Source organism: Streptomyces justiciae, from assembly GCF_015163075.1.
In the GTDB taxonomy this organism is placed as follows: domain Bacteria; phylum Actinomycetota; class Actinomycetes; order Streptomycetales; family Streptomycetaceae; genus Streptomyces; species Streptomyces justiciae.
This window is the reverse complement of record NZ_JADDXU010000016.1, coordinates 189,142-215,484: the sequence shown is the minus strand read 5'-3', so window position 1 is coordinate 215,484 and position 26,343 is coordinate 189,142. Positions and strand designations below refer to the sequence as shown.

The 26,343-nt window shown below is 72.0% G+C and carries 24 protein-coding genes; 12 read left to right on the top strand and 12 right to left on the bottom strand.

Annotated elements, in window-relative coordinates; all coding sequences use genetic code 11:
• Positions 1-45: 45 nt before the first annotated feature.
• Complete coding sequence (locus tag IQ210_RS35820; protein WP_194083381.1) at positions 46-1,227, bottom strand: ROK family transcriptional regulator; 1,182 nt, start codon at positions 1,225-1,227, stop codon at positions 46-48.
• Positions 1,228-1,442: 215 nt separating this feature from the next.
• On the opposite strand from IQ210_RS35820, the gene IQ210_RS35815 reads away from it, so the two are divergent.
• Positions 1,443-2,636: a low temperature requirement protein A gene (locus IQ210_RS35815; protein WP_194083380.1), complete on the top strand. Its 1,194-nt coding sequence runs from the start codon at positions 1,443-1,445 to the stop codon at positions 2,634-2,636.
• Here IQ210_RS35815 and IQ210_RS35810 read toward each other — a convergent pair.
• The 4 genes from IQ210_RS35810 to IQ210_RS35795 form a co-directional block, all read right to left on the bottom strand.
• Positions 2,615-3,292, bottom strand: a complete 678-nt coding sequence (locus IQ210_RS35810; protein WP_407699735.1) for a GntR family transcriptional regulator — start codon at positions 3,290-3,292, stop codon at positions 2,615-2,617. The genes IQ210_RS35815 and IQ210_RS35810 overlap by 22 nt on opposite strands.
• 101 nt (positions 3,293-3,393) lie before the next feature.
• Positions 3,394-4,341: a beta-ketoacyl-ACP synthase III gene (locus IQ210_RS35805; protein WP_194083378.1), complete on the bottom strand. Its 948-nt coding sequence runs from the start codon at positions 4,339-4,341 to the stop codon at positions 3,394-3,396.
• Between the two features lie 172 nt (positions 4,342-4,513).
• Complete coding sequence (locus IQ210_RS35800; protein WP_194083377.1) at positions 4,514-4,654, bottom strand: MFS transporter small subunit; 141 nt, start codon at positions 4,652-4,654, stop codon at positions 4,514-4,516.
• Complete coding sequence (locus tag IQ210_RS35795; RefSeq protein WP_194083376.1) at positions 4,617-5,954, bottom strand: OFA family MFS transporter; 1,338 nt, start codon at positions 5,952-5,954, stop codon at positions 4,617-4,619. Before IQ210_RS35795 ends, IQ210_RS35800 begins: the two co-directional genes overlap by 38 nt.
• A gap of 236 nt (positions 5,955-6,190) precedes the next feature.
• Here IQ210_RS35795 and IQ210_RS35790 point away from each other — a divergent pair, with 236 nt between their 5' ends.
• Genes IQ210_RS35790 through fdhD form a run of 5 tightly spaced genes read left to right on the top strand, consistent with a single transcriptional unit; the run spans position 6,191 to position 12,635 of the window.
• The gene (locus tag IQ210_RS35790; protein ID WP_194083375.1) at positions 6,191-7,162 is read left to right on the top strand and encodes a 2-dehydropantoate 2-reductase; all 972 of its coding nucleotides are present in this window, start codon (positions 6,191-6,193) and stop codon (positions 7,160-7,162) included.
• Positions 7,159-9,084: a molybdopterin oxidoreductase family protein gene (locus tag IQ210_RS35785; RefSeq protein WP_194083374.1), complete on the top strand. Its 1,926-nt coding sequence runs from the start codon at positions 7,159-7,161 to the stop codon at positions 9,082-9,084. Before IQ210_RS35790 ends, IQ210_RS35785 begins: the two co-directional genes overlap by 4 nt.
• Before the next feature lie 6 nt (positions 9,085-9,090).
• Positions 9,091-10,923 carry an NAD(P)H-dependent oxidoreductase subunit E gene (locus tag IQ210_RS35780; RefSeq protein WP_194083373.1) on the top strand — a complete coding sequence of 611 codons (1,833 nt, stop codon included), beginning with the start codon at positions 9,091-9,093 and terminating at the stop codon, positions 10,921-10,923.
• On the top strand, positions 10,920-11,780 hold the full coding sequence (locus IQ210_RS35775) for a 2Fe-2S iron-sulfur cluster-binding protein (protein WP_194083372.1): 861 nt from the start codon (positions 10,920-10,922) through the stop codon (positions 11,778-11,780). The genes IQ210_RS35780 and IQ210_RS35775 overlap by 4 nt, the downstream gene beginning before the upstream one ends.
• 6 nt (positions 11,781-11,786) lie before the next feature.
• Positions 11,787-12,635 carry a formate dehydrogenase accessory sulfurtransferase FdhD gene (fdhD, locus tag IQ210_RS35770; protein WP_194083371.1) on the top strand — a complete coding sequence of 283 codons (849 nt, stop codon included), beginning with the start codon at positions 11,787-11,789 and terminating at the stop codon, positions 12,633-12,635.
• 13 nt (positions 12,636-12,648) lie between these two features.
• Here the strand turns inward: fdhD and IQ210_RS35765 are convergent, their stop codons facing one another.
• Together IQ210_RS35765 and IQ210_RS35760 are read right to left on the bottom strand one after the other, a co-directional pair.
• Positions 12,649-13,176: an isochorismatase family protein gene (locus IQ210_RS35765; RefSeq protein ID WP_194083370.1), complete on the bottom strand. Its 528-nt coding sequence runs from the start codon at positions 13,174-13,176 to the stop codon at positions 12,649-12,651.
• A 19-nt stretch (positions 13,177-13,195) separates the two neighbouring features.
• The gene (locus tag IQ210_RS35760; RefSeq protein ID WP_194083369.1) at positions 13,196-13,633 is read right to left on the bottom strand and encodes a MarR family winged helix-turn-helix transcriptional regulator; all 438 of its coding nucleotides are present in this window, start codon (positions 13,631-13,633) and stop codon (positions 13,196-13,198) included.
• 129 nt (positions 13,634-13,762) lie between these two features.
• Between IQ210_RS35760 and IQ210_RS35755 the strand changes: the two genes are divergently transcribed.
• Entirely contained in the window at positions 13,763-14,680 is a 918-nt protein-coding gene (locus IQ210_RS35755; RefSeq protein WP_194083368.1) for a quinone oxidoreductase family protein, read from the top strand.
• A gap of 77 nt (positions 14,681-14,757) precedes the next feature.
• Positions 14,758-15,990 (top strand): hypothetical protein, encoded by a 1,233-nt coding sequence (locus tag IQ210_RS35750; RefSeq protein WP_194083367.1) that lies wholly within the window; start codon positions 14,758-14,760, stop codon positions 15,988-15,990.
• Here the strand turns inward: IQ210_RS35750 and IQ210_RS35745 are convergent.
• Positions 15,926-16,939, bottom strand: a complete 1,014-nt coding sequence (locus tag IQ210_RS35745) for a bile acid:sodium symporter family protein (RefSeq protein WP_194083409.1) — start codon at positions 16,937-16,939, stop codon at positions 15,926-15,928. The two genes, IQ210_RS35750 and IQ210_RS35745, sit on opposite strands and share 65 nt — an antisense overlap.
• A gap of 164 nt (positions 16,940-17,103) precedes the next feature.
• Here IQ210_RS35745 and IQ210_RS35740 point away from each other — a divergent pair, with 164 nt between their 5' ends.
• Entirely contained in the window at positions 17,104-17,967 is an 864-nt protein-coding gene (locus IQ210_RS35740; protein WP_194083366.1) for a LysR substrate-binding domain-containing protein, read from the top strand.
• A gap of 45 nt (positions 17,968-18,012) precedes the next feature.
• Here the strand turns inward: IQ210_RS35740 and IQ210_RS35735 are convergent, their stop codons facing one another.
• A complete protein-coding gene (locus IQ210_RS35735) occupies positions 18,013-18,990 on the bottom strand; it encodes an Lrp/AsnC family transcriptional regulator (protein ID WP_194083365.1) in 978 nt (325 codons plus the stop codon).
• A gap of 109 nt (positions 18,991-19,099) precedes the next feature.
• Here IQ210_RS35735 and IQ210_RS35730 point away from each other — a divergent pair, with 109 nt between their 5' ends.
• From IQ210_RS35730 to IQ210_RS35720, 3 genes are all read left to right on the top strand, one after another.
• Positions 19,100-20,599, top strand: coding sequence for an MFS transporter (locus IQ210_RS35730; protein ID WP_194083364.1), 1,500 nt, complete (start codon positions 19,100-19,102; stop codon positions 20,597-20,599).
• A 242-nt stretch (positions 20,600-20,841) separates the two neighbouring features.
• Positions 20,842-22,668 (top strand): AMP-dependent synthetase/ligase, encoded by a 1,827-nt coding sequence (locus IQ210_RS35725; RefSeq protein ID WP_194083363.1) that lies wholly within the window; start codon positions 20,842-20,844, stop codon positions 22,666-22,668.
• Between the two features lie 119 nt (positions 22,669-22,787).
• Positions 22,788-23,624: an aldo/keto reductase gene (locus IQ210_RS35720; protein ID WP_194083362.1), complete on the top strand. Its 837-nt coding sequence runs from the start codon at positions 22,788-22,790 to the stop codon at positions 23,622-23,624.
• A 48-nt stretch (positions 23,625-23,672) separates the two neighbouring features.
• On the opposite strand, the gene IQ210_RS35715 is transcribed toward IQ210_RS35720, so the two are convergent.
• From IQ210_RS35715 to IQ210_RS35705, 3 genes are all read right to left on the bottom strand, one after another.
• Positions 23,673-24,599 (bottom strand): DMT family transporter, encoded by a 927-nt coding sequence (locus IQ210_RS35715; protein ID WP_194083361.1) that lies wholly within the window; start codon positions 24,597-24,599, stop codon positions 23,673-23,675.
• 86 nt (positions 24,600-24,685) lie between these two features.
• On the bottom strand, positions 24,686-25,387 hold the full coding sequence (locus IQ210_RS35710) for an SDR family oxidoreductase (RefSeq protein WP_194083360.1): 702 nt from the start codon (positions 25,385-25,387) through the stop codon (positions 24,686-24,688).
• 79 nt (positions 25,388-25,466) lie between these two features.
• Positions 25,467-26,339, bottom strand: coding sequence for a class I SAM-dependent methyltransferase (locus IQ210_RS35705; RefSeq protein WP_194083359.1), 873 nt, complete (start codon positions 26,337-26,339; stop codon positions 25,467-25,469).
• Between the last annotated feature and the right edge of the window lie 4 nt (positions 26,340-26,343).

The following is a 26,343-nucleotide window of genomic DNA, read 5'->3' as shown; positions in this document are numbered from 1 at the left end:
AGGGCGAAGCAGGGGTGCGGTACCGAAGCTGTACGGAGGTCGGGCCTACGCGGGTGAGAACAGGTGGTCGCTGATCAGTCGGGCCGCGCCGATGACTCCGGCGGTGGGGCCCAACTCCCCCAGAACGATGGGCAGGTTGCCGGTCGCGAGCGGCAGGGACTGGCGGTAGACCTGGGTGCGGATCGCGGCCAGCAGGGTGTGGCCGAGGCCGGTCACGCCACCGCCGATCACCACCAGGCCGGGGTTGAAGAAGCTGACCAGGCCGGCGATGACCTGGCCGGTGTGGTTGCCGCCCTCGCGGATCAGGTCGAGGGCGGTGGCGTCGCCGGCGGCGGCCGCGGCGGCCACGTCGACGGCGGTCAGGGTGCCGTTGGTCTCCAGCCGGCCGGCGAGTTCCGCCGACAGTCCCTGCTGGGCCGCCTCCACGGCGTCCCGGGCGAGGGCCGCCCCGCTGAAGTGGGCTTCCAGGCAGCCCCGGTTGCCGCAGGCGCAGGGCCGTCCGTCGGGCACCGCCTGGATGTGTCCGATGTCGCCCGCGCTGCCGGTGACACCCCGGTGGACGTCCCCGCCGACGACGATCCCGCAGCCGATACCGGTACCGATCTTGACGCAGAGGAAGTCGCCCACGGAACGGGCAACGCCCGCGTGCTGCTCCCCCATCGCCATCAGGTTCACGTCGTTGTCGACCATCACCGGGCAGCCGAGCTCCTGGCTGAGCGCCTCCCGCACCGGGAAGCCGTCCCAGCCCGGCATGATCGGCGGCGCCACCGGCACACCCTCGGGAAACCGGACCGGCCCCGGGACACCGATACCGGCGCCGTCGAAGCCCTCCGCGAGCCCGGTGGCCTTCAACTTGGCGGCCATGGACAGGACTTGCTCGAAGACCGCGACCGGCCCTTCGCGGACGTCCATGGGCTGGTTGAGATGGCCGAGGATCTCCAGTTCGGCGTTGGTGACGGCGACGTCGACCGAGGTCGCGCCGATGTCGACGCCGAGGAAGCGCAGTCCCGGGTTGAGCCGGATGTTGTGGGAGCGGCGGCCACCGCGCGAGGCGGCGAGTCCGTCGGCCACGACCAGGCCCGTCTCCAGCAGCCGGTCCACCTCCACGGCCAGCTTGGACCGCGACAGGTCGACCTGATCGCCCAGCTGCGCCCGGGAGTTGGGACCCCCGTCGCGCAGCAGCTTGAGCAGCCGGGCCTGATGCGTGTTGGCGGGACGTGCCGTCATACGTCTCACATGCCCCTCCCCGCCTCGACCGGCCGACTGCCGTCGTGCTTTCGAGGGGAACGTAGCAGCGGCTGCCGTACCTGGGAAGAAGCTGTGCACGAATTGGTGTCGACTTCTTCCACTCACAGGACAAAGGCGGGTGCGCCGCCCCACCCACGCGGCCCGGCGCGGTGCCCCCCCATACGATCTGATCAACGTCGACACAGGGGGACCACATGAACTCCGCAGCGGAGGAACCGAACCGGGAACCGGACCGCAGGGTCACGACGCTCGAGCTCTTCTTCGACCTCGTCTTCGTCTTCACCCTCACCCAGCTCACCGTGCTGCTCGCCGGTGACCTGTCCTTCGCCACGGCCGCACGCGTCGCGCTCATCTTCCTCGTGCTGTTCTGGATGTACGGCGCCTACGCGTACCTCACCAACCAGGTCCCGCCGGACCGCCCGTCACGGCGGCTGGGGCTCATACTCGGCATGGGCGGATTCATGGTCTGCGCGCTGGCGGTCCCGCGCGTCTTCGACGACACCGGCGTGGTCTTCGGACTCGGTTTCCTGCTGGTCGTCGTCGTGCACACCGCGCTCTACACCCGCAGCCACGGCCGGGACTCGATCTGGTACGGCGTCCCGAACGCGCTGGCCGCCGTCTCGGTGACGGTGGCGGGCCTCTTCGACGGCCTCGCCGCGGACGGGCTGTGGCTGCTGGCGCTGGCCCTGCAGTTCGTGACGCCGTACATCGCCGAGCGCGGCCCGGGCCGGTCGGACGGCCGCACACCGGAGGCGCTGCGCGCCCAGCTCGGCAGCCTCAACCCCGCGCACTTCGTGGAGCGGCACGGACTGCTGCTCATCGTCGCGTTCGGCGAGTCCGTCATCGCGATCGGCATCGGCATCGGCGATCTGCCGCTCACGGCGGGCCTGTTCGGCGGCGCGTTCCTGGCGCTCGCGCTGGCGACGGCCCTGTGGTGGACGTACTTCGTCCGGGACGAGGAACTGGCCGAGGAGGTCTTCCGTGCCACGCCCGCGCCGGCCCGGTTCCGGCTGGCGATGAACGCCTACTACTACGCCTTCCTGCCGATGCTGCTCGGCATCGCCTTCCTCGCCGCGGGCGTGAAGAAGACCCTCGGCCACCTCACCGAACACCTCCACACCGGCCCGGCGTTGGCCCTCGCGGGCGGCGTCGCCCTCTTCCTCGCCGGCGACGTGGCCTTCCGCGCGGCCCTGCGCCTGCACCCCGTCCGCTTCCGCGCGACGGCCGCGCCGGTGGCTCTGGCGACGGCGCTGCTGGGCGCGCACAGCTCGGCGGTGGTCGAACTGCTCGCCCTGGTGGCGGTGTTGGTGACGATGCTGGCGGTGGAGGCGCGGTGGTGCGAGAAGGGTGCCGAGAACGGCGAGGCTCAGGACTTGGCGCGGGCGTGATACGAGCGGCGCGTGTGCTCCGTGTGCTCGCGCATGAGGCGGGTCGCCAGTGCCTCGTCCCGTGCCTCGATCGCGGCGATCAGGTCGCGGTGCTCGATCCAGGACTGCCGGCCGCGCTGCCGGGCGACCGGCGTGTAGTACCAGCGGACCCGCCGGTCGACCTGGGCGGCCAGCTCCGCGAGGACCGCGTTGCCCGCCAGCCGCATGACCGTGGCGTGGAAACGGGCGTTGAGGACGACGGCCGCGTCCACGTCGTCCGCGGCGACGGCCGCCAGGCCCTCCGCCAGGATGTCCCGCAGGGCCGCGATACCGGCACTGTCCGCGTTGACCGCGGCGAGCCGGGCCGCCTCGGCCTCCAACAGCGTGCGTACGGTGAGGAGTTGGTCGGCTTCCTCCTCGGTGGGCTCGTGCACGAACGCGCCCTGAGCGGGCCGCAGGTCTACCCACCCCTCGGTGTTCAGCCGCTGCAACGCCTCGCGCACCGGCTGCCGTGAGACCCCGAGATGCCCGGCGAGCTCGCTCTCGACCAGATGCTGGCCGGGTTGCAGGGCACGGGTGGTGATGAGTTCGAGGAGCGCCTCGTAGACACGGTCCCGCAGCGGGCCGGGACGTTCGAGCTTGGGCACCGCACCCTGCGGCAGGCCAGTCGTCGACAACATCGGTCGTCCCCCTCCGGGCAGCGCGGGCAGTTGCAGCCGAAAGCCAGTATGAATTGGCTTTCGTCTACAGTCTACGGCGCCTCCCTGTCATGGGCGCCTCACGGGCACCGCACGACCTGCCCCGCGTACGACAGGTTCCCCCCGAACCCGAACAGCAGCACCGGGTCCCCGGAGGACAGCGCCCCCTGCTCGACCAGCTTGGAGAAGGCGAGCGGAATGCTGGCCGCCGACGTGTTGCCCGACTCGGCGACATCGCGGGCCACGACCGCATTGACGGCGCCGATCTTCTGGGCGAGGGGCTCGATGATCCGCAGATTGGCCTGGTGCAGCACGACCCCGGCGAGGTCCTCGGGCGCGAGCCCCGCCTTCTCGCAGGCGTTGCGGGCGATCGGCGGCAGCTGGGTGGTCGCCCACCGGTACACGCTCTGCCCCTCCTGGGCGAACCGCGCGGGCTGGCCCTCGATGCGCACCGCGTGCCCCATCTCGGGCACCGACCCCCACAGCACCGGCCCGATGCCGGCCTCCTCGCCCGGCGCGCACGCCTCGACGACCGCGGCCCCCGCGCCGTCCCCGACGAGCACACAGGTGGTGCGGTCGGTCCAGTCGGTGACCTCGGACATCTTGTCGGCGCCGATGACGAGCGCCCGCGCCGCCGCCCCGGCCCGCACGGCGTGGTCGGCGGTGGCCAGCGCATGCGTGAAGCCCGCGCACACCACGTTGACATCCATCGCGGCCGGCGAGGGGATGCCGAGCCGGGCGGCGACCCGGGCGGCCATGTTCGGGGACCGGTCGACGGCGGTCGACGTGGCCACCAGGACCAGGTCGATGTCACCGGGGGCGAGCCCGGCCGCGGCGAGCGCCTTGGCGGCGGCGTGCGCGGCCAGCTCGTCGACGGGCTCGTCGGGCCCGGCGATGTGCCGCGTACGGATGCCCACCCGGCTCCTGATCCACTCGTCACTGGTGTCCACCATGCCCGCCAGGTCCTCGTTGGTGAGTACCTTGGCGGGCTGGTAGTGGCCGACGGCGGCGATACGCGAGCCGTTCATTGGGTGGTCCCCCTCAGTGCCTTGGGTGCCGGGATCCACCAGTCTGATCAGTGACTCACGGGTACGACGTCAGGTAAGGCGACAGGAATCGGGCGCCGGGGTTGTCGGCTTCTGTCAGGCCCTCGGACGCCCGACCACCTGACGGTCGGACGCCCGAACACCTACCGAACAGTCACCCGGTGAACAGCTGCGTCGCCTTCTGTACGAGCTCGTACACCCCGTAGGCGAGCGGCACCCCCACCCACACCCAGGCGAAGGCGATCAGCGGCCGCCGGTCAGGCGGACTCTGCGGACTGCTGTCGTTCTGCGACATCGGCGGCCTCCCTCGGTGCGGGGATGTGGTGGCGGGAGTGGACGGGCCGGACGAACTCGTTCGCGACGAACCCGATCGCCAGCAGCCCGATCATGATGAACAGGGACAGGGTGTAGAGGGAGGAACCGCTCTTGCCGGCCTCCTCCTGCCGGTCGGCGATCCAGTTCACGATCAGCGGCCCGAGCACACCGGCCGTGGACCAGGCGGTGAGCAGCCGCCCGTGGATGGCACCGACCTGGTACGTCCCGAAGAGGTCCTTCAGATAGGCGGGGATCGTCGCGAAACCACCGCCGTAGAAGGACAGGATCACCAGCGCGCAGAGCACGAACAGCGGCTTGGACGAGTCGCCGACCAGCGCGATGAGCAGGTACATCAGCGCGCCCGCGCCCAGATAGAGGCGGTAGATGTTCTTCCGGCCGATCAGGTCCGAGGTGGACGACCAGCCGATCCGGCCCGCCATGTTGGCCGCGGACAGCAGCGCGACGAAACCGGCCGCGGCGGACGCTGACACCGTTGTCGAACTGTCCTTGAAGAAGTCCGTGATCATCGGAGCGGCCTTCTCCAGGATGCCAATGCCCGCGGTCACGTTCATGCAGAGCACGACCCACAGACACCAGAACTGCGGGGTGCGCACGGCACTGCGCGCCGAGACCTGCGGCCCGGAGGTGATGCTCGGCGCCCCCTCCACCGGCTTCTCGGTGCGCGGCACCCGTACGAGCAGCACGCCGAGCGTCATGAAGACGGCGTACGACAGCCCGTGCACGAGGAACGCCAGCGCGATCCCGGAGCTGTCGGAGCCGAACGACTCCAGCATCTGCGCCGACCACGGCGAGGCGATCAGCGCGCCGCCGCCGAAGCCCATGATGGCGATGCCGGTGGCCATGCCGGGCCGGTCCGGGAACCACTTGATCAGGGTGGAGACGGGCGAGATGTAGCCGATGCCGAGGCCGATGCCGCCGACGAAGCCGTAGCCGAGGACGATCAGCCAGTACTGCTCGGTGACCGCGCCCAGCGCGGAGAGCAGGAACCCGGACGAGAAGCAGATCAACGCGACGGTCATCGCCCAGCGCGGCCCGTTGCGCTCCACGAGCGTGCCGCCGAAGGCGGCGGACAGGCCGAGCATGACGATGCCGAGCTGGAAGGGCAGCGCGCTCTGGGTGCCGCTCAGACCGAGCGCGGACTCCAGAGGCGGCTTGAACACGGACCAGGCGTAGGCCTGACCGATAGAGAGGTGGACCGAGAGGGCGGCGGGGGGAACGAGCCAGCGGCTCCAGCCGGCCGGTGCGACAGGGGGACTCATGATCCCGGACAGTAGGGAGATACACGGGAGTTGAGAAGGCGGCACGTCGACCGTATGCGATGAGCGGTATGCGGGGCGCGCCGAACGGTCGGACCACCCGGTTTCCGGACGCGGTCGGCCGCGGTCAACTGCCGCGCGAACCCTTGCCGCCCCGAGTTACATACTGTAGACAATATGGCGTCGACTCAGTTCGACGGTTCCGCGGTACACCCTCGACCGAACGGAGCTCCCCCAGCATGAAAGTCGCAGTCCTCGGCGCCGGAGCCATCGGCGCCTACGTCGGCGCCGCCCTGCACCGCGCAGGCGCCGACGTCCACCTCATCGCCCGTGGACCGCACCTCGCGGCCATGAGGCAACACGGCGTCCAAATCCACTCCCCCCGCGGCGACTTCACCGCGAAGGCGCACGCCACCGACGACCCGACGGAGATCGGCCCGGTCGATTATGTGTTCCTGGGGCTGAAGGCCACCTCGTACGCGGCGTGCGGGCCGCTCATCGAACCCCTCCTCCACTCCGATACGGCCGTCATCGCCGCCCAGAACGGCATCCCCTGGTGGTACTTCCACGCCCACGGCGGACCCCACGACGGGCGCCGGCTCGAAAGTGTCGATCCGGGCGGGGCGGTCAGTAAGGTCCTCGCCCCCGAACGGGCCATCGGCTGCGTCGTCTACGCGGCCACCGAACTCGAAGCCCCGGGTGTGGTGCGGCACCTGGAAGGCACCCGCTTCTCCATCGGCGAACCCGACCGCAGCCTCTCCCCCCGCTGCCTCGACTTCAGCCAGGCCATGCAGGCCGGCGGACTCAAATGCCCCGTCGAAACCGACCTCCGCAACGACATCTGGCTCAAACTGCTGGGCAACATCTCCTTCAACCCCATCAGCGCCCTCGCCCGCGCCACCATGCGACAAATGTGCCACCACCACGGCACCCGCCACGTCATCCACACCATGATGGAAGAAACCCTCGCCGTCGCAGCCGCCCTCGACTGCCACCCCGACATCACCATCGAACGCCGCCTCGCCGGCGCCGAAAAAGTCGGCGACCACCGCACCAGCACCCTCCAAGACCTCGAAGCGGGCAAACCCCTCGAACTCGACGTCCTCCTCACCGCCGTCCTCGAACTCGCCACCCTCACCCACACCCCCACCCCCACCCTCACCACCATCCACGCCCTCAGCGACCTCCTCGCCCACCAGGCCGCCGCATGAACGAACGCCGGCAGAAGGCGTATCCGCGGCTCACGCATCCGCTCGTGCGGGACACGCGTGACGAGGAGTTCCGGCGGGCGAGTTGGGACGAGGCGCTGGACCGGGTGGCGCGAGGGCTGCGGCGGCATCGCGGGGCGTTCGGGATGCTGTCGTGTGCCCGGGCGACCAACGAGGCGAACTATCTGGCGCAGAAGTTCGCCCGGGTCGTGATGGGCACCAACAACGTCGACTCCAGCGACCGCAGATGTCACGCCCCGAGCGTCGAGGGGCTGGCGGCCGCGTTCGGCGCGGGGGGCGGGACGTCGTCGTACGAGGAGATCGAGCGGACCGATGTCGTGGTGCTGTGGGGCTCCAACGCCCGGGTGGCGCACCCGGTCTTCTTCCAGCATGTGCTGAAGGGCGTACAGGCCGGTGCCCGCCTGTACGTGGTCGACCCGCGGCGGACGTCGACCGCGGAGTGGGCGGAGGGCTGGCTCGGGCTCAACGTCGGTACGGACATCGCGCTGGCGCAGGCCGTCGGGCGGGAGATCATCCAGGCGGGCCTGGTCGACGAGACGTTCGTCGGGCGGGCCACGAGCGGCTTCGAGGAGTACCGGGCGCTCGTGGAGCCGTGGACGCTGTCGCTCGCGCAGAAGGTGACCGGCGTACCGGCCCCGGCCATCAGGGAGTTGGCGCACGCGTACGGCCGGGCCGAGCGCGCCCAGCTCTGCTGGACCCTCGGGGTCACCGAGCACCGCAACGGCACGGACAACGTGCGGGCCCTGATCGACCTCGCGCTGCTGACCGGTCAAGTGGGCCGTGCCGGCGCGGGACTTCAGCCGTTGTGCGGCCGGAACAACGTCCAGGGTGCCATCGACATGGGAGCCGTGCCGCACCGGCTGCCCGGCTTCCAGGACGTCCTCGACCTCGACGCGCGGCTGCGGTGCGAGTCGGCGTGGGGCACCGCCTTGCCGCCGCACCACGGGCTGGACCTGGCGGAGATGTTCGAGGAGATGGAGACGGGCGGTGTGCGCGCGGTGTACTGCGTCGGCGAGGACCCGGCGCGGTCGTCCGAGGGCGACGGCGGTCAGGCGGTGCGGCGTCTGAAGGCGCTGGACTTCCTGGTGGTGCAGGACGTGTTCCGCACGAGCACCGCGGAGTTGGCGGACGTCGTGCTGCCCGCGGCCTCGGGCTGGGCGGAGTCCGAGGGCACGACCACCAACAGTGAGCGGCGAGTTCAGCGCGTGCGCAAGGCCGTCGATCCGCCCGGGGAGGCCCGCGGGGACGTCGACATCATCCGCGATCTGGCCGGGCGTCTCGGGCATGTGTGGGCGTACGCCGACGCCGAGGCCGTCTGGAACGAGCTGCGGTCGGTGTCGCCGGACCACTACGGGATGACGTACCGGCGCCTGGAGGAGCACGACGGCCTCCAGTGGCCCTGCCCGAGCACCCGCGATCTCGAACCGCCGTACCTGCACGGCAGGTTGTGGGAGGCCGACCCGGCGCGGCGCGGCAGGCGCGCGCCCTTCGGGCTGGTGCCGCATGTCCCGCCGACCGACCTCACCGACGAGCGGTTCCCGATCCGCCTCACCACGGGCCGCCGCCTCGACTCCGACAACCTCCTTGTCCCGGGAGGGAGTTCACCGTCCCCGTCGCGCCGCGGGGAGTGCGTCGAGCTGTGTCCGGAGGACGCCGAGCGGTACGGAGTCGTGGTCGGGGAGAAGGTGCAGATCACCTCGCGGCGTGGCTCGGTCGTCGCCTCCGTGTGGATCGACACCGCGCTGCGCCCGGGGCTCGCCTTCACGACCCTGCGCGTCCCCGACGACGAGGCGGACGCCGATCAGCAGGCACCGGCGGCCCGTTGCCCGATCGCGGGGACCGCCGAGTACAAGGCGACGGCGATCCGCGTCGACAAGCTCCCGCTCGTCACCTACGTGGGGTGACGGACCATGGACCTGCACTTCAGGGACGTCGAGCCGACGGACGACGAACGCGCCACCGTCGACGCGCTGTTGGGCCCGCCGGAGTCCTCGTGGGAGGGCGCGGAGCGGACCGAGGCGGACCTGAGGTGGTCCAGCGGCGGGCACGCTGCCCGCAGCCGCCGTGACCTGCTGCTGCCGGGGCTGCACGCGCTCGCCGACCGGGTCGGCTGGATCAGCGAGGGCGCCCTCGCCTATCTGTGCCGACGACTCACCGTGGCACCGGCCGAGGCGTACGGGGTCGCCACCAGCTACCCCCTGTTCTCGGTCACCCCACGCCCCGCGACCGTCCTCCACGTGTGCACGGACCTGGTCTGCACGGCCGCCGGAGCATCCGCGCTGTGCGCCGGGATCGAGTCGCGCCTGGGGGGTCTGAAAGCTCTGGAGGGTCTAGAGGGCGGCGACCGTGTCGCGGTCCGCCGCGCCTCGTGCCTTGGCCTGTGCGAGCGCGCCCCGGCGGCACTGGCGGTGAAGGCCGGCGATCCGGTGCGTACGGCGGTGGCGGCGCCGGCGACGGTCGAGACCGCCGTCCTCGCGGCGACCGCCCCCGACTCGGCCCCGCAGGAGCCACCGGCCGAGGCGGCGGTTCCCCGGACGGGGCAGCCGGCACCCGTGCTGCTGGGGCGAGTCGGCGTGGTCGACCCGTCGTCCGTCGACGACTACCGCGCCCACGGCGGCTGCACCGCACTGCGCCGGGCCTTCGCGCTCGGCCCCGCCGGAGTCCTCCGCGAGATCGTCGACTCCGGCCTGGTCGGTCGCGGCGACGCCGCCTTCCCCACCGGCCATGACGGGCGGGCCGTCCCGGTCGGCCGCGTATGGCAGGCCGCGGCGTCCCGGCCCGACCAGCCGCGCCACCTGGTGTGCAACGCCCACGAATCCGGACCCGGCGCCTTCAAGGACCGCGTCCTCATGGAGGGCGACCCGTACGCGCTGGTGGAGGCGATGACGATCGCGGCGTATGCGATCGGCGCACGCCGCGGGTATCTCTACCTCCGCGGCGAGCATCCGCGGGCGGCACGGCGGATGCGCCGGGCCGTCGACCGGGCGCGCGCCCGCGGGCTGCTCGGCGACGACGTCCTCGGCCGGGGGCACGCCTTCGACATCGAGATCCGGCGCGGGGCGGGCGCGTACGTCTGCGGTGAGGAGACCGCGGTGCTCCGCTCCATCGAGGGGTACCGCGCGGAGCCGTGCCCGACGCCTCCGTCGCCGCCGTCGCCGCCGTCGCCGTCGGAGAAGGGCCTGTTCGGCGGGCCGACGGTCGTGGTGGACGTCGAGACGCTGGTCAGCGTCCTGCCGATCCTGACCGAAGGGCCGGCGGCGAGCGCGTCGAGGCTCGTCTGTGTGTCCGGGAGCGTGGACCGGCCCGGTGTCCACGAGCTGCCGTACGGGGCGGCGCTCGGCGAGCTCCTCGCCCGGGCCGGTGTACGGCCGGATCTGCGCGCGGTCCTGGTCGGCGGGGCGGCCGGCGGCTTCGTACGCCCGGACCAGCTGGACGTCCCGGTGGGCTCCGGTGTCGTCATCGCCTTCGACGGCACCGTGCCGCTGCCCCGGCTGCTGTCGCGGGTCGCGGAGTTCTTCCGGGCCGAGTCGTGCGGACTGTGCGTGCCGTGCCGGATCGGGACCGTACGGCAGGAGGAGGCGCTGCACCGGCTCGTGGACCCGGCCGGACCGGCCGCGGCCGACGATCTCGCGCTGCTCAGGGAGGTCGGCCGCGCGATGCGGGACGCGTCGCTGTGCGGGCTCGGGCGGAGCGCCTGGAACGCCGTGGAGTCGGGTGTGGACCGGCTGGGGGTGTACGGGTGACCGTGACGTCCCTGGGGGTGCCGCGTCGGCTGCTGGAGTTCGCGCTCGACGGGGAGCCGGTGTGCGTCCCCGAGGGGACGACCCTTCTGGACGCCTGCCGGGCGTTCGGCAAGGAGATCCCGGCCCTCTGCCAGGTCGGGACGCTCGCTCCGGGCGGCGCCTGCCGGCTCTGTGTCGTCGAGGTCGAGGGCGCCGACGCCCTCGTGGCGTCCTGCTGTCGCGAGGCCGAGCCCGGCATGCGGGTGCGGTCCGGCAGCGAGCGCGTCCGGCACAGCCGCAGGACCGTCCTCGAACTGCTCGCCTCGTCGGTCGACTTGTCGACCACACCGCAGGCCATGGGTTGGATCGAGGAGTACGGCGCGCGGCCGGACCGGTTCGGCCCGGGCGCGGCCCGCTCCGAGGAGGCGCCGATCCTCGACAACGGCCTGGTCGTGCGCGACCCCGGCAAGTGCCTGCGCTGCGGCAACTGCGTGGCGGCCTGCGGCGGCCAGGGGCGGCACACGTTCGCCCTCGCGGTCTCCGGCCGCGGCGCCGAGACCCGCGTCGGCGTCGAGTACGACGCGCCGCTGACCGACTCCGCCTGCGTGTACTGCGGCGACTGCCTCGACGTGTGCCCGACGGGGGCGCTGTCGTCCAGGACGGAGTTCGACCTGCGCGTGGCGGGCACCTGGGACGAACCGGCACAGACCGCCACGACCACGGTGTGCGGCCACTGCGGAGTGGGCTGCCGGCTGACCCTGCACGTGCAGGACAATGAGATCGTGAAGGTCACTTCCCCGCACGACGGCCCGGTGACCCGCGGCCATCTCTGCATCAAGGGCCGCTTCGGCCACCAGTACATACAGAACCGGGACTGATCAGCCATGGGACGAGTCACGGAACGACGCAAGGTGATCCGCATCCGCGACGGGGCGGTCTCCACCCGGCCCGACACGCTCGTCGCCGAGGAGCCACTGGAGATCCGGCTCAACGGCAAGCCGCTCGCGATCACCATGCGCACCCCCGGCGACGACTTCGCGCTGGCCGCGGGGTTCCTCGTCAGCGAGGGGGTGCTGGCCGAGCAGGGCGACCTGCAGAACATCGTGTACTGCGCGGGCGCCACCGTCGACGGCTCCAACACCTACAACGTGGTCGACGTGCGGACCGCGCCGGGCGTCAAGATCCCGGACATCACCCTCGAACGGAACGTGTACACGACCTCGTCCTGCGGGCTGTGCGGCAAGGCTAGCCTGGACGCGGTGCGGACCACGGCGCGCTGGCCCATCTCCGACACTCCCCCGGTCCGGGTCGACCCCGAGCTGCTCGCGAGCCTCCCCGACCGGTTGCGCGCGGCACAGCGGGTGTTCGACCGGACCGGGGGTCTGCACGCCGCCGCACTGTTCAGCGGGGATGGGGAACTGCTGGACATACGGGAGGACGTCGGGCGGCACAACGCGGTCGACAAACTGGTGGGGCGGGCGTTGCAGAGCGGCGGGCTGCCGTTGTCGCAGGCGATCGTGCTGGTGTCCGGGCGGGCCTCCTTCGAGCTGGCGCAGAAGGCCGTGATGGCGGGCATCCCGGTGCTGGCGGCGGTCTCCGCCCCGTCCTCGCTGGCCGTGGACCTGGCCGCGGAGACGGGGCTGACGCTGGTGGGCTTCCTGCGGGGCCGGTCCATGAACGTGTACGCGGGCGAGGAGCGCATCGCCCTCCAGGCCGCGCCGGCCCGGGGGTGAACCGGGCAGCCGGTCAGGGCGCCGTGAAGTGCACCTCCGCCGAGTGCACCACCGTGCCCAGGCGGGGGAAGTCCAGCCGTACCGACGCGTCGTGCTCCGCCGCCGTGAGCGCCGCCATCGCGTCCTCGACGAAGACCAGGTCGTAGCCGAGGTCCCCGGCGGCCCGGGCCGTGGACTCCACGCCCAGGTTGGTGGCGATGCCGCCGAACACGAGGGTGGTGACACCCCGTTCGCGCAGCCGCTCGTCCAGGTCGGTGCCCTGGAAGCCGCCGATGGTGCGCTTCACGACCTCGATGTCGCCGTCCCCGGCCAGACCGGCCACCAGCGCGCTGCCGGGCGGCTGTTCGGGGACGCCGGGACGCTCGACGCGGACGAGGACGACATGGGCGCCCGCCGAACGGAAGGCGGTCGCCAACTCCTGGGCGGTGCCGAGGACTTCGGTGCCCTTGCGGGGCTCCAGGGGCAGCGCCACGATCCGGTCCATCAGATCGACGAGGACGAGGGCGCTGCGCGCGGGATCGAGCGCGAGGGGTGCGGTCATGACGGAACGTTATCCGCCGTCAGCCCTCCGTACCGGAAATCCGGATCAACAGGCCCATGAAATGGTCGCGTTCAGCCGGTGACAGCGGGGCCAGCAGCTCGTCGTTGGCCTTCCGGGCGGCCTTCTCGCAGCGCTTCAGCAGTCGCGCCCCCGCGTCGGTGAGCGAGACCGCGTTCTTGCGGCGGTCGCGCGGATCGAGGTCGCGTACGACGAGTTCCTCGGCCTGGAGGTCGTTGAGGACGCCCACCAGATCCTTGGGGTCGAGCCCGACGCTGCGCCCGATGTCGGCCTGGGCCACGGGGGCGAGGTCGCGGACGGCGGAGAGCACGACGTGGTGCCACATCTTGATGCCCTCGGCCGCCAGTTCGTCGGCGACCAGGGCACGGCCCCGGGCGGCCGCCCGGCCGAGCAGCCAGCTGGGGAGGGAGCGGATCTCGGCGAGGGGAGCTTCGGACATGGGCGCAGCCTAGCAAGAAATTCATGGGGAGCCCCAACGAAAAATCATTGGGCGTCCCCACGATTGTCCCTATACCGTTGGGACTCCCAACGATCCATGCCCGATCCCAGACCGCTCCCTGGAGGTGCGATGCGCCGCATCCGGTACGAGTCCACCGGTGGCCCCCTGTTCCTGGAGGAGGTCGCCGTCCCGGAGCCCGGCCCCGCCGAACTCCTGGTCCGCTGCGAGGCGATCGGCGTCACGCTCCCCGTCGTCCGCAAGGTCACCGAGGCCGCCGAGCCGATACCGCTGGGCGGCGAGATCGCCGGGGAGGTGGTGGCCGTCGGCGCCGAGGTCACCCGCTTCCGCGTCGGCGACCGGGTGACGGGACTGTGCTTCGGGCACGGCTACGCCGACTACGCGGTGCTGCACGAGGCCATGGCCTCGCCGATGCCCGACAGCGCCTCCAGCGTGGACGCCGTGGCGCTCGTGCGCAGCGGGCTGGTGGCGTCCGGCGCGCTGGACGCCGCGCGCCCCGCGAAGGGTGAGGCCGCGCTGGTCACCGCCGCGGCGAGCGGCGTCGGCCACCTGGCCGTGCAACTGGCCCGGGCGCGGGGTGCGGGCCGGGTGGTGGCGGCCGTGTCGAGCGCGGCGAAAGCGGACTTCGTACGCTCCCTGGGCGCCGACGAGATGGCCCTCTACACCGACGAGCACTGGGGCGAACCCGTCGACTACGCCCTCGACGCGGTCGGCGGCGATCTGCTCACCCCGGCCCTCGCCGCGCTCGCCCCCGGCGGACGGCTCGTCGCGTACAGCTCGGGCGGCGGCACGATCCAGGCGTACGACCTGCTCGTGGGCGCCAAGTCGGTGATCGGCTTCCAGATGGCGCGGATCGCGCGCGGGGAGCCGGAGCGGTACGAGCGGTGGCGTACGGAGCTGTGGCGGCTGTTCGAGGACGGGGCGCTGAAGCCGGCGGTGCACGCGGAGTTCGCGCTCACGGACGCGGCCGCGGCGCACAGCGTGATCGAGTCGCGGAGCAACCTCGGGAAGGTGGTGCTGCGCCCCTGACGATCGGGCGCGGTCACACGCATGCGACGTCCGACCGCCCATGGACCATGTGAGCGCCGGCCACTAACGTCCCGTGGGTGCCCGACGACGTACGAGCACGACAGCGGACGGGAACGGGGCTCGGCCTGGTGCTGGCCCTGGTTCTCGGGGCCGTGCTGCTCACGGCCCTGCCCGAGGACGAGGACCGGCCGGACGCGGGCGGCTGCGTGCCGCGTACGGTCGGGTCGTGGTCGGCGGACGAGGGGCTCAACTCCGAGTTCGCCCGGTACGGCGACGACGCGACCCGCGCCGACGACTGGACCGGCGGTGACGGTACGCACTCGGTGCGGCTGCCGGACGGGCGGGTGCTGTGGCTGTTCTCGGACACCTATCTCGGGCAGGTGTACGCCCCGCCCAACCCGGTCGGCGAGTCGTACGCCTGGCGGGACACCGCGGCGCCGCTGGTGCGCAACTCGGCGGTGCTGATGCGGGACGGACGGCTGGAGAGCACGCTCCCGGCGCCGCTGTTCCCCGATCCGGGCCCGAATCAGTGGCGTTGGCCGGTGGCGGCCCGGGTCGAGCCCCGGTCGCCGGGGTCGTCGGAGCAGGTCCTGCGTGTGGTGCTGTGGGTGCGGACGGCGGCGGCGGCGCCGTGGATCTACGGCACGCCCACGGCCACCGAGGTGGCCACGCTGTCACTGCCCGACCTGCGGGTCGAGTCGATCGTCAAGGTGCTCGACCAGCAGTTGGTCCCCGATCCGTCCCGGCGGGTGCTGTTCGGTACGACGCTCGTGGAGGAGGGCGGGTGGACCTACGTCTTCGGCGGCGACGACGGCCAGGCGGCCTCCCGGCCGGTGTCGTCGGCGTACGCGGCGCGGGTCCGGGACGGCAGGCTCGGCGAGCCCGGTGCGTGGCAGTACTGGGACGGCTCCGACTGGCGGGCCGGGGCGAAGCCCGCCGCGGTGCTCGGCGACGAGCGCAGACGCACGGGCGTGGGCAGCGCGTTCTCGGTGGTGCGGGCGGACGGCACGTATGTGCTGTTCACGATGGCGGCCGGGACTGCGGGGCTGACGACCGTCACCTCGTACTGGGCGTGTTCACCGAGCGGGCCCTGGCACGGGCCGACGAAGGACTTCACTCCCGCGCTGCCGGAGGGGCAGGTGGCGGCCTACAACCCGCAGGTGCACCTGGCGCTGGGCGGCGGCGGGCGGCTGGTGCTCAGTTACGACGTGAACTGGCTGGAGCCGTCCGCCGCGGCGGCGCAGCTCAACCGGAACGTGTCCCTGTACCGACCGCGGTTCGTGACGCTGCGGTTGAAACCGGCGCCGTGATGCCGGGCTCGGGGTCGTGGGCGCGGCGCTTGGCGATGACCGCGCAGACCATCAGCTGCATCTGGTGGAAGAGCATCAGCGGCAGCACGGCGAGCGAGGCGTGCGCCCCGAACAGGACGCTCGCCATGGGCAGTCCGGAGGCGAGGGACTTCTTGGAGCCGGCGAACTGGATGGCGATGCGGTCCTCGCGGCCGAAGCGCAGCGCCTTGGAGCCGTACCAGGTCAGCGCGAGCATCACGGCGAGCAGCACCGCCTCGACGGCGAGCAGTCCGGTCAGCCGGAGCGGGCTGACCTGGTGCCAGATGCCCTGGACCATGCCCTCGCTGAACGCGGTGTAGACGACGAGGAGGATCGAGCCGCGGTCGACGAGGCCGAGGACCTTCTTGTGCCGGGCTACGAAGCCGCCGATCCAGCGGCGCAGCAGCTGCCCCGCGACGAACGGCACCAGCAGCTGGAGCACGATCTGCACCAGCGAGTCGGCGGAGAAGCCGCCCGCGCTGCTGCCGAGCAGGGCGGCGGCGAGCAGCGGGGTGATGACGATGCCGACGAGGGAGGAGAAGGACCCGGCACAGATCGCCGCGGGCACGTTGCCGCGGGCCATGGAGGTGAAGGCGATCGAGGACTGGATCGTCGACGGGACGAGGGTGAGGAAGAGCAGTCCCTGGTAGAGGGGCTGGGTCAGCAGCACCGGGACGAGTCCGCGGGCGGCCATGCCGAGCAGCGGGAAGACCACGAACGTACAGGCGAGGACCGTGACGTGCAGGCGCCAGTGCTTGAGGCCGTCCAGGGCCTCCCGGGTGGACAGGCGGGCGCCGTACAGCAAGAAGAGGAAGGCGATGGCGGCCGTGGAGGCGCCGGAGGCCACGTCCGCACCCGTGCCGCGGGCCGGGAGGAGGGCGGCGAGGCCCACCGTCCCGAGGAGCAGCAGGATGTACGGGTCGATCGGCATCCAACTCGGCCAGCGCAGGCGTTTCACGGTGCTCCACATACTCGTCGTGCTCTCGGCGGTACCGGGGCCGTGGGGTCCCCCCTCCATCGTCCTCCTCCCTCCCTCGATCGGGAATCCGGCATACCGCTCTGACTGTCATCACGTTCCGCGATAACGTGGGGTGCATGTACGACCCGTCCCAGTTGCGTACGTTCCTGGCGGTGGCGCAGACCCTGAGCTTCACCCAGGCCGCCCGGCGGCTCGGGCTGCGCCAGTCAACCGTCAGTCAGCACGTACGGCGTCTTGAGGAGGCGGCCGGGCGGCAGTTGTTCACCCGGGACACCCACTCGGTGGAGCTGACGGAGGACGGCGAGGCGATGCTCGGCTTCGCGCGCCGCATCCTGGACGTGCACGAGCAGGCGTCGGCGTTCTTCACGGGTACCCGGCTGCGCGGCCGGCTGCGCTTCGGGGCGTCGGAGGACTTCGTGCTGACCCGGCTGCCGGAGATCCTGGAGCGCTTCCGGTACGACCATCCCGAGGTCGACCTGGAGCTGACCGTGGAGCTCTCGGGCACGCTGCACGAGCGGTTGGCGGCCGGGAAGCTGGACCTGGTCCTCGCCAAACGCCGGCCGGAGGACCCGCGCGGCGAACTGGTGTGGCACGACCGGCTGGTGTGGATCGGCGCGGAGCGGCTCCGCCTCGACCCGGACCGTCCGGTGCCGCTGATCGCCTATCCGCCGCCGGGCATCACCCGGGCGCTCGCGCTGGAGGCGCTGGAGCGGCAGGGCCGCGAGTGGCGGATCGCGTGCACGAGCGGCAGCCTCAACGGCCTGATCGCGGCGGCCCGCGCCGGGCTCGGCGTGATGGCCCACTCGCGGGGCCTGATCCCGCCGGGACTGGTCCGCATGCCGGACCGCTCGGGCCTGCCGGAACTGGGCCGCGTCGACTTCGTCCTGGTCCACGGCCACCGCCGCACGACGTCCCAGGGCGCGGCGGACGCCCTGGCGGCGGCGATCCTGACGGGCGGCGACCGCCTCCATCGCACCTAGGGCGTGCCAGACCCCGCGTCCGGGGCCTGATCCATCGGACCGGCCCTAGGGCCGGGCGTACGTCAGTTGCTTCACCCTGCGCAGGAACGGTGTCGCCTCCACGTGCTGCACCCCGGCCAGGCTCCCGAGCGGGCCGCTGAGGTAGGCGTACAGGGCCGCCGTGTCGCGGACGACGACGGTGGTGACGAGGTTGGAGGGGCCGGCCGTGGCGCTGGCGAACGCGACCTCGTCGTGGGCGGCGAGGGCCTGGCCGACGGAGTGCAGGGCGCCGGGGGCGGTGGTGATCCACAGGGCGGCCGCGCGGGGGAAGCCGAAGGCCTCGGAGTGGTACTCGATGTCGATGTAGACGGCCCCGGAGGCGAGCAGCGCGGCGAGCCGGCGTTTGACGGCGGACTCGGAGCGGCCGGTGGCGCGCTGGAGTTCGGGGTAGCCGGCCCGTCCGTCGTGTTCGAGGACGGCGAGCAGGGGTTCGTCGTCCGGGTCGATACGGGCCGGTCCCGGTCCGGGCTCGGGGTGCGGGCGCAGGGCGGCGATCTGGTCGTCCGTGAGCACGCCGAACTTCTTGGACCAGCCGGTGGGGCCGCCGTAGAAGCGGTGGAGCAGCTGGTGGGCGCGGATGTCGACGACGCTCGGGGTGCGGGGCAGCTTGCCGAGCAGGAGTTCGTCGTGGTCGCCGGGGCTGCGGGGCCGGGTCATGCAGACGATCTCGGTGCCGCCGGAGGCGAGGCCGATCCAGCCCGTGTCGGGCCGTTTGGCGAGGGCGTCCGAGATGGCCGGGGCGCTGTCGGGCGCGCAACGGAAGCGCAGCATCCACTGGTCCTGCCCGAGCCGGTAGCCGTCCCGCAGCGCGACGACCCGCAGCCCCGCCTCGGCACTCAGTCTGCGGAAGCGGCGCGCGATCGTCTGGTCGGAGACACCGAGCACGGTCCCGAGCCGGCTGAACGAGGCCCGGCCGTTGACCTCCAGCGCCGCCAGCAGCTGGAGGTCCAGGGCATCGAGCGTGGCGGATTCCATCGTCAGCATGCCCACTCCTGTCGGATTCCGGCGCTTCAACGCCCGTTACCGCCGTGATCGGCCGTGTCGAGCCCATCGTACGGAGTCATACGCATCCCACGGACGAGGAGTTGAGGACATGCGTACTTGGGGGCCGCTGACAGCGGTGTGTCTCGGCACGTTCATGTTGTTGCTGGACGTGACGATCGCGATCGTCGCGCTGCCGGACATGGCGGCGGCGCTGCACGCGTCGCTGAGCGATCTGCAGTGGGTGATGGACGCCTACGCGCTGGCGCTGGCCGCGCTGCTGCTGGGAGTGGGCGCCGCGGCCGACGTGCTGGGGCGGCGGCGGGTGCATGTGACGGGGGTCGTGGTGTTCGCGGGGGCCTCGCTGCTGTGCGGGGTGGCGTCCGGGCCGGCGACGCTGGTCGCGGCGCGGGCGTTGCAGGGCGCGGGCGCGGCGGCGACGCTCGCCACGACGCTGCCGCTGCTGGCGTCGGTCTACCAGGGGCGGCGGATGTCGATGGCGCTCGGGGTGTGGGGCGCGGTGGGCGGCGCGGCGTCCGCGGTGGGCCCGGTGCTGGGCGGACTGCTGACGGACGGTCCCGGCTGGCGGTGGATCTTCTACGTCAACCTGCCGGTGAGCGTGGTCGCGGTGTGGCTGACGCTGCGAGCGGTGCCGGAGTCGCGCGGGCGGGCCGGGCGGCGGGTCGACTGGGCGGGGACGGTGACGTTCGCGGCGTTCGCGGGCGGGGTGACGTACGGGGCGGTGCGGGCCGGGTCGCACGGCTGGGGCTCGACGGGCACCCTCGTCTCCTTCGCGGGCGCGGCGCTCGCGCTGGTCTCCTTCCTGGTCGTGGAGCGGCGGGTCGCCGACCCGCTGATCGATCCGCGGCTGTTCCTGAAGCCGGCGTTCTCCGGGGTGATGGCGGGCGCGTTCGCCTTCAACGCGGCGGCGTTCGGCGTGATGGCGTACACCTCGATCTGGTTGCAGACCGTGCTGGGGATGAGTCCGGTGCGTGGCGGGCTGGTGTTCCTGTGGCTGTCGCTGGCCGCGTTCGTGGTGGCGGCGGCCGGTGGGCGGCTGCTGCACGGGGTGCCGGCCCGGTTCACCGTCGGGGGCGGGCTGCTGCTGATCGGCGCCGGTCAGTTCTGCATGGCGTTCCTGGACGCCGGTTCGACGTCGACGGCGCTGATACCGGGACTGCTCCTGGTGGGTGTGGGTACGGGCCTGGTGGCGCCCTCGGTCGCGGGGGCCGCGCTGGCGACGGTGGAGCGGGAGCGGTCGGGCATGGCGAGCGGTGCGGTCAACACCTTCCGGCAGTTCGGGTACGCGCTCGGCCTCGCCTTCTTCGGCACGGTGCTGACCTCCCGGATGGCGGACTCGCTGCCGCACGGCGCGGCCCACGCGCTCGCGGGCGGCGGAGCGCAGGCGCTGCGCGGCGCTTTCCCCGAGCACGCGCTGCGGGCCGCGTTCGCCTCGGGGCTGAACACGGCGGCGGTGACGGCGGGGACGGTGGCGGTGGTCGGCGGGGTGCTGGTCCTGGCCCTGCTCAGGACGCCGGGCGCGGTGCGGACGGGTGTGACGAAACCGGCCGCGACGACGCTGACAGAGGAGACGACGACACAGCGGAACTGATCATTCCGACAGGCTGGGAGCGGGGTAATCGGGTCGTACAGATTCGGTGGAGATTACGGGTCCGAAACTTACTCAACCGTCAGTTTTCTGTCCGACCCTTCCCCATGTGAGCGCATTTTCCGGCGCTGACCAGCCGCTACCTGAACACCGCTCGATTCCGCACCCCCTCCCGCCCCGTCGGCGGGTGGGGTAGCTTTCACGGCGCTGTGCGGAGCGTCGAACCAATGTCGAGGGAGCGGGGTTTGCGCGAGTTCACCAACCCTCCGTTGGCGTTGGCACCGCCGGTGGGCGGACTGGCCGACGTGGTGTTCGAGTATGCCCAGGAGGACCCGCTGTGCGTGGCGCTGGGCCGCAAGGACGAGTCCGGCCGGTGGCGGGACGTGACCTCGGCCGAGTTCCGCGACGAGGTGCTCGCCCTCGCCAAGGGACTGCTCGCCCGTGGCATCCGGTTCGGTGACCGGGTCGCGATCGTCTCCCGCACCCGCTACGAGTGGACCCTCTTCGACTTCGCCCTGTGGACGATCGGCGCCCAGGTGGTGCCGGTCTACCCCACGTCGTCGGCGGAGCAGTGTTTCTGGATGCTGTACGACGCCGAGTGCACGGCCGCGATCGTGGAGCACGAGGACCACGCGATGACCATCGCCACCGTCATCGACCGGCTGCCGCAGCTGCGCGAGCTGTGGCAGCTGGACGCGGGCTGTGTGCAGGAGCTGTACGACGCCGGCGCCCACCTCGACGACGACGTTGTCCACCGGCACCGGCAGGCGGTCACCCCCGACTCGGTCGCCACCATCATCTACACCTCCGGCACCACCGGCCGCCCCAAGGGCTGTGTCATCTCGCACGGCAACTTCATGTACGAGGCGGACACCGTCATCGCGCGCTGGGAGCCGGTGTTCCACTCCAAGAAGGGCGACGAGGCCGCGACCCTTCTCTTCCTGCCGCTCGCCCATGTCTTCGGGCGGATGGTGCAGGTCGCCGCGATCCGCGGCCGGGTCCGCTTCGGCCACCAGCCGCAGATGAACGCCGCCGCCCTGATGCCCGACCTCGCCGCGTTCAAGCCGACGTTCTTCCTCGGGGTGCCGTACATCTTCGAGAAGGTGTTCAACGCCTCGCGCCGCAAGGCGGAGAAGGAGGGCAAGGCGGGCGCCTTCGAGAAGGCCGTCGACATCGCGGTGAAGTACGCGGACGCCATGGAGGCGAAGGCCTGGGGCATCGGGCCCGGTCCTTCGGCGGGTCTACGCGTGCAGCACCAGCTCTTCGACAAGCTCGTCTACTCCAAGATGCGGGCCGCGATGGGCGGCCGCATCAAGCAGGCGATGACCGGCGGTTCGGCCATGGACCGCCGGCTCGGCCTGTTCTTCGCGGGCGCGGGCGTGCACATCTACGAGGGCTACGGCCTCACCGAGTCGACGGCCGCCGCCACCGCCAACCCGCCCGAGCGCACCCGCTACGGCACCGTCGGACAGCCCATCCCCGGCATGACCGTGCACATCGCGGACGACGGCGAGATCTGGCTGCACGGTGACAACGTCTTCCAGGGCTACCTCAACAACCAGAAGGCCACCGACGCGACCCTGCACGACGGCTGGCTCGCCACCGGGGACCTGGGCTCCCTCGACGAGGACGGCTACCTGACCATCACCGGCCGCAAGAAGGAGATCCTGGTCACCTCGGGCGGCAAGAGCGTCTCCCCGGGCCAGTTGGAGGAGCGCGTCCGGGACCATCCGCTGGTCTCCCAGTGCATCGTCGTCGGCAACGACCGCCCGTACGTCGCCGCCCTGGTCACCCTCGACCAGGAGGCCGTCGAGCACTGGCTCGCGATGCGCGGCAAACCGCAGATGCCGGCGGCCGAACTGGTGCGGGACGCCGACCTGGAGACGGAGGTGCGGCGGGCCGTGGTCGCCGCCAACACCCTGGTCTCGCAGGCCGAGTCGATCCGCACCTTCCGCATCCTGGCCCAGCCGTTCACCGAGGAGCACGGCCTGCTGACGCCGTCGCTGAAGCTGAAGCGCAAGGCCATCGAGAACGCGTACGTCAACGAGGTCGAGGCCTTGTACAGGGCCTGAGGCCGTTTCCGGGAGATTCCGTCGTCTTCCGCTCCATTCCGCCGTCAGGAATGCATCACGGCCCGTGATCGTTGACGATGGGAGTACCACCTGACGACAACCGTAAGGATCAAGAGCTCGTGAGCAGCAAGGTCCCCCCGATCATCCTGAACAACGGCGTCGAGATGCCCCAGCTGGGCTTCGGCGTCTGGCAGGTGCCGGACGACGAGGCGCAGCAGGCGGTCGCGACCGCTCTGGAGGCCGGGTACCGCAGCATCGACACAGCGGCGATCTACGGCAACGAAGAGGGCACCGGCAAGGCCATCACCTCCTCCGGCATCCCCCGCGAGGACGTGTTCGTCACCACCAAGCTCTGGAACGGCGATCAGGGGTACGACGCCACCCTGCGCGCCTTCGACACCTCCCTGGAGAAGCTCGGCCTGGACTACGTGGACCTGTACCTGATCCACTGGCCGCTGCCGGCCCGGGACAAGTACGTCGACACGTACAAGGCGTTCGAGAAGCTGCACGCCGACGGCCGTGTCCGCGCGATCGGCGTCTCCAACTTCTACCCGGAGCACCTGGAGCGGCTCATCGCCGAGACCTCGGTCATCCCGGCGGTCAACCAGATCGAGCTGCACCCGCACCTCCAGCAGCACGCCTCCCGCGAGTTCCACGCGGAGCAGGGCATCGCCACCGAGGCCTGGTCCCCGCTCGGCCAGGGCAAGGGCCTCCTGGAGGTCCCGGCGATCGTCGCCATCGCCCAGAAGCACGGCCGCACCCCGGCCCAGGTCGTCCTGCGCTGGCACCTCCAGCTCGGCAACGTGGTGATCCCCAAGTCCGTGACCCCGTCCCGGATCAAGGAGAACATCCAGGTCTTCGACTTCAGCCTGGACACCGAGGACCTGGCCGCGATCAGCGCCCTCAACGAGGACCGCCGCATCGGCCCGGACCCGGCGACGTTCGACATCGGCTGAGACCGTGCACCGGGGAAGGCCCGGACGGGACCGCCGTCCGGGCCTTCGTCATGTCCGCCTGCGACTCGTCACCGTGGCGTAGGCGCTGACCAGGATCAGCGCGCAGCCGCCCCACTGCGCGACCGTGGGCCGCTCCCCCAGTACCGCCGCGCCCAGCACCAGCGCGCCGACCGGCGTGAGCAGCAGCAGGACCGCGCCGACGTGGCTCGGCAGATGAGGGGAGTTGAGGGCGACGAGGAGCCAGCCGATCATGCCGCTGCTGACCGCGGCCACCGCCAGCCAGCCCAGGGCGGCGGCGGGCGGGGTGAGGTCGAGGGCGCCCCAGGCCCAGCCGCCGAGGGCGGAGAAGACGGTGGCGGACACCACGACCACGGTGTACGTCGTCACCACGTGGCCCTCGAAGCCGCCGCGGCGCAGCAGGAAGAGAAAGCCGGAGTAGCTCAGCGCCGCCAGCACCGCGTGGACGGTGCCCGCCGTCGGGTCGCTGCCGCTCGCACCCTGCTCGAACAGCCCGCCGGTGAGCACCACCCCCGCGCACAGCGGCGGCAGCCACAGCAGGAAGCGGCGCGGCACGTGCTCCCGGTCCACCGCCCACGCCAGCAGCGGCACCAGCACGACCTGCACGTTCACCAGCACGGTCGACAGTCCCGCGCCCACCTCGGTGATGGCCTTGGACCACAGCAGCATGTCCCCCGCGAACAGCGCCCCGCCCGCGACGCCGTACAGCAGCTGGCGCCGGGGCGGCGGGCCCTCGCGGCGGTGCTCCGGCAGGGACAGCAGCACCAGCACGGGCACACAGAGCAGACAGCGGTAGACCGAGGCGGTTCCGGCCGCCGCGCCGGACAGTTCGATGCAGACCGGCGACAGCGACAGCACCACGGCCCCGACGGTCTGCCCGGCGCGCGGACCGCCGGGCAGCCGGGTCGTGAGCGACTGATCCTGAGCGGTCCTGGTGTCGGTGCCGGTGCGTGCCATGGTGCGGGGTCCCTCCGACGGACGCGGGACCGCCCGTCTACCCGTTCACCCGCGACGCATGCATCACGCACCGACCCGCGCGCACCTCAGTTGGGCTGCCCGATCGGCCGTACGACGACCGTGTTGACGTCGACTCCCTCGGGCTGCCGGATGGCCCACACGATCGAGTCGGCGAGCTGGTCGGCGGTGAGGAGATGGCCCGGCGGGAGGCTGCCGTAGCCGTCCCAGAACGGGGTCTCCACCCGGCCGGGCGCGATCAGGGTGACGCCGATGCCCCACTCGGTGACCTGGCGCCGGGTGTTCTCGGCGAGCCCGGTGACCGCCCACTTCGTGGCCCCGTAGATGTTGCCGGGCGTGGGCACGAACCCGGCGACGCTGCCGACAAGGACGATCCGCCCCCGGGTCTCCTTGAGCGCCTCGACGGAGGCGCGGATCAGCAGCGCTGGGCCGAGGACGTTGGTCAGCACCATCTCGGTCCAGCCGGCCGGGTCCCCGTCGGCGACCGAGTCGTGGGTGGCGAATCCGGCGTTGGACACCACGGTGTCCAGCCGGCCGAACTCCTTGAGCGTACGGTCGACCGCCGACCGCACGCTGTCGTAGTCCGCGGCGTCGCCGACGAGCGTCAACAGCCCCTCGGGATCGCCGAGTTCCCCGGCGAAGCCGCGCAGCCGCTCCGCGCCGCGGCCGGTGACGGTCACCCGCTGCCCGGCGTCGAGCAGTTGCCGCGCGACCGCGGCGCCGATGCCGCTGCCGCCACCGGTGATGAGCGCGACCGGTGCATCACTCATGACTACCCCCTGTTTTCGGTGAACGCCGGGCAGTAGATCACTTGGAGCGTTCTCGAAGTCAAGGGCCGTCGGGCGTCGGTCAGACCGGGCGGACCGCCGTGTGCACCGTGCGGGCCGTCAGGACGAACACGTCCGGGCGGTGGTGCAGGCTCGCCTTGTCGTCGGGGTCGACGAGCCGGTCGAGGGTGGCGCGGTCGTCGGCGTCGAGGCGCTCGCCGAGCACGTCCCGCATCCGGGTGAAGGCGGTGACGGCGCACCGGCGGGCCCGGTCGGTGGTGGGGGCGGGCAGGTCAAGGAGGAAGCTGCGGGTACCGGTGGGCTTCAGCCCCACGGACGTCATCAGCGCCGCCCAGTCCTCGACCACGTCGACCGAGCCGGGCAGCGCGGCCCGCATCTCGGTGAACCACTCCTCGTGCACCGCGTCGAGCCGGGCCTGGAGCCCCGGGCGGCCGATGCCGATGTCGCGCGGCAGATACCGGGTGGGCAGGCTGCCCTCCAGCAGGGCGAGGGTGCCGCCGGGCGCGAGCCGCGCGGCGAACGCGGCCAGGGCCGCCTTCTGGTCGCCGAGGTGGTGCAGGCTCCAGCTGGCCCAGAGCAGATCGGCCGGGTAGTCCAAGTCGTCGAGCACGTCGGGCAGTTCACCGGCGAGCGTGCCGAACCGGTCCGCGACGCCGAGCCGCCCGGCCCGCTCCCGGGCCCGCTCGAGAAGCGGCTCCGACCCGTCCACGGCGACGACCCGGGCGCCGGGAAAGGTGTCGGCGAGCAGACACGACACGACCCCCGGCCCACTGCCCGCGTCGACGACCAGCCCTGGCTCGGTCTGCCGCTTGGCCAGCCAGGCCATGGCGTGCTCGTACAGGGGCGTGTACAGCTCGGCCTGGTCCTCCAGCATCGGGGCCATCTCGGCCCAGTCGATGTCGGTGTGGTCGTGATGAGCGTGCTTGTGCGCCATGGTG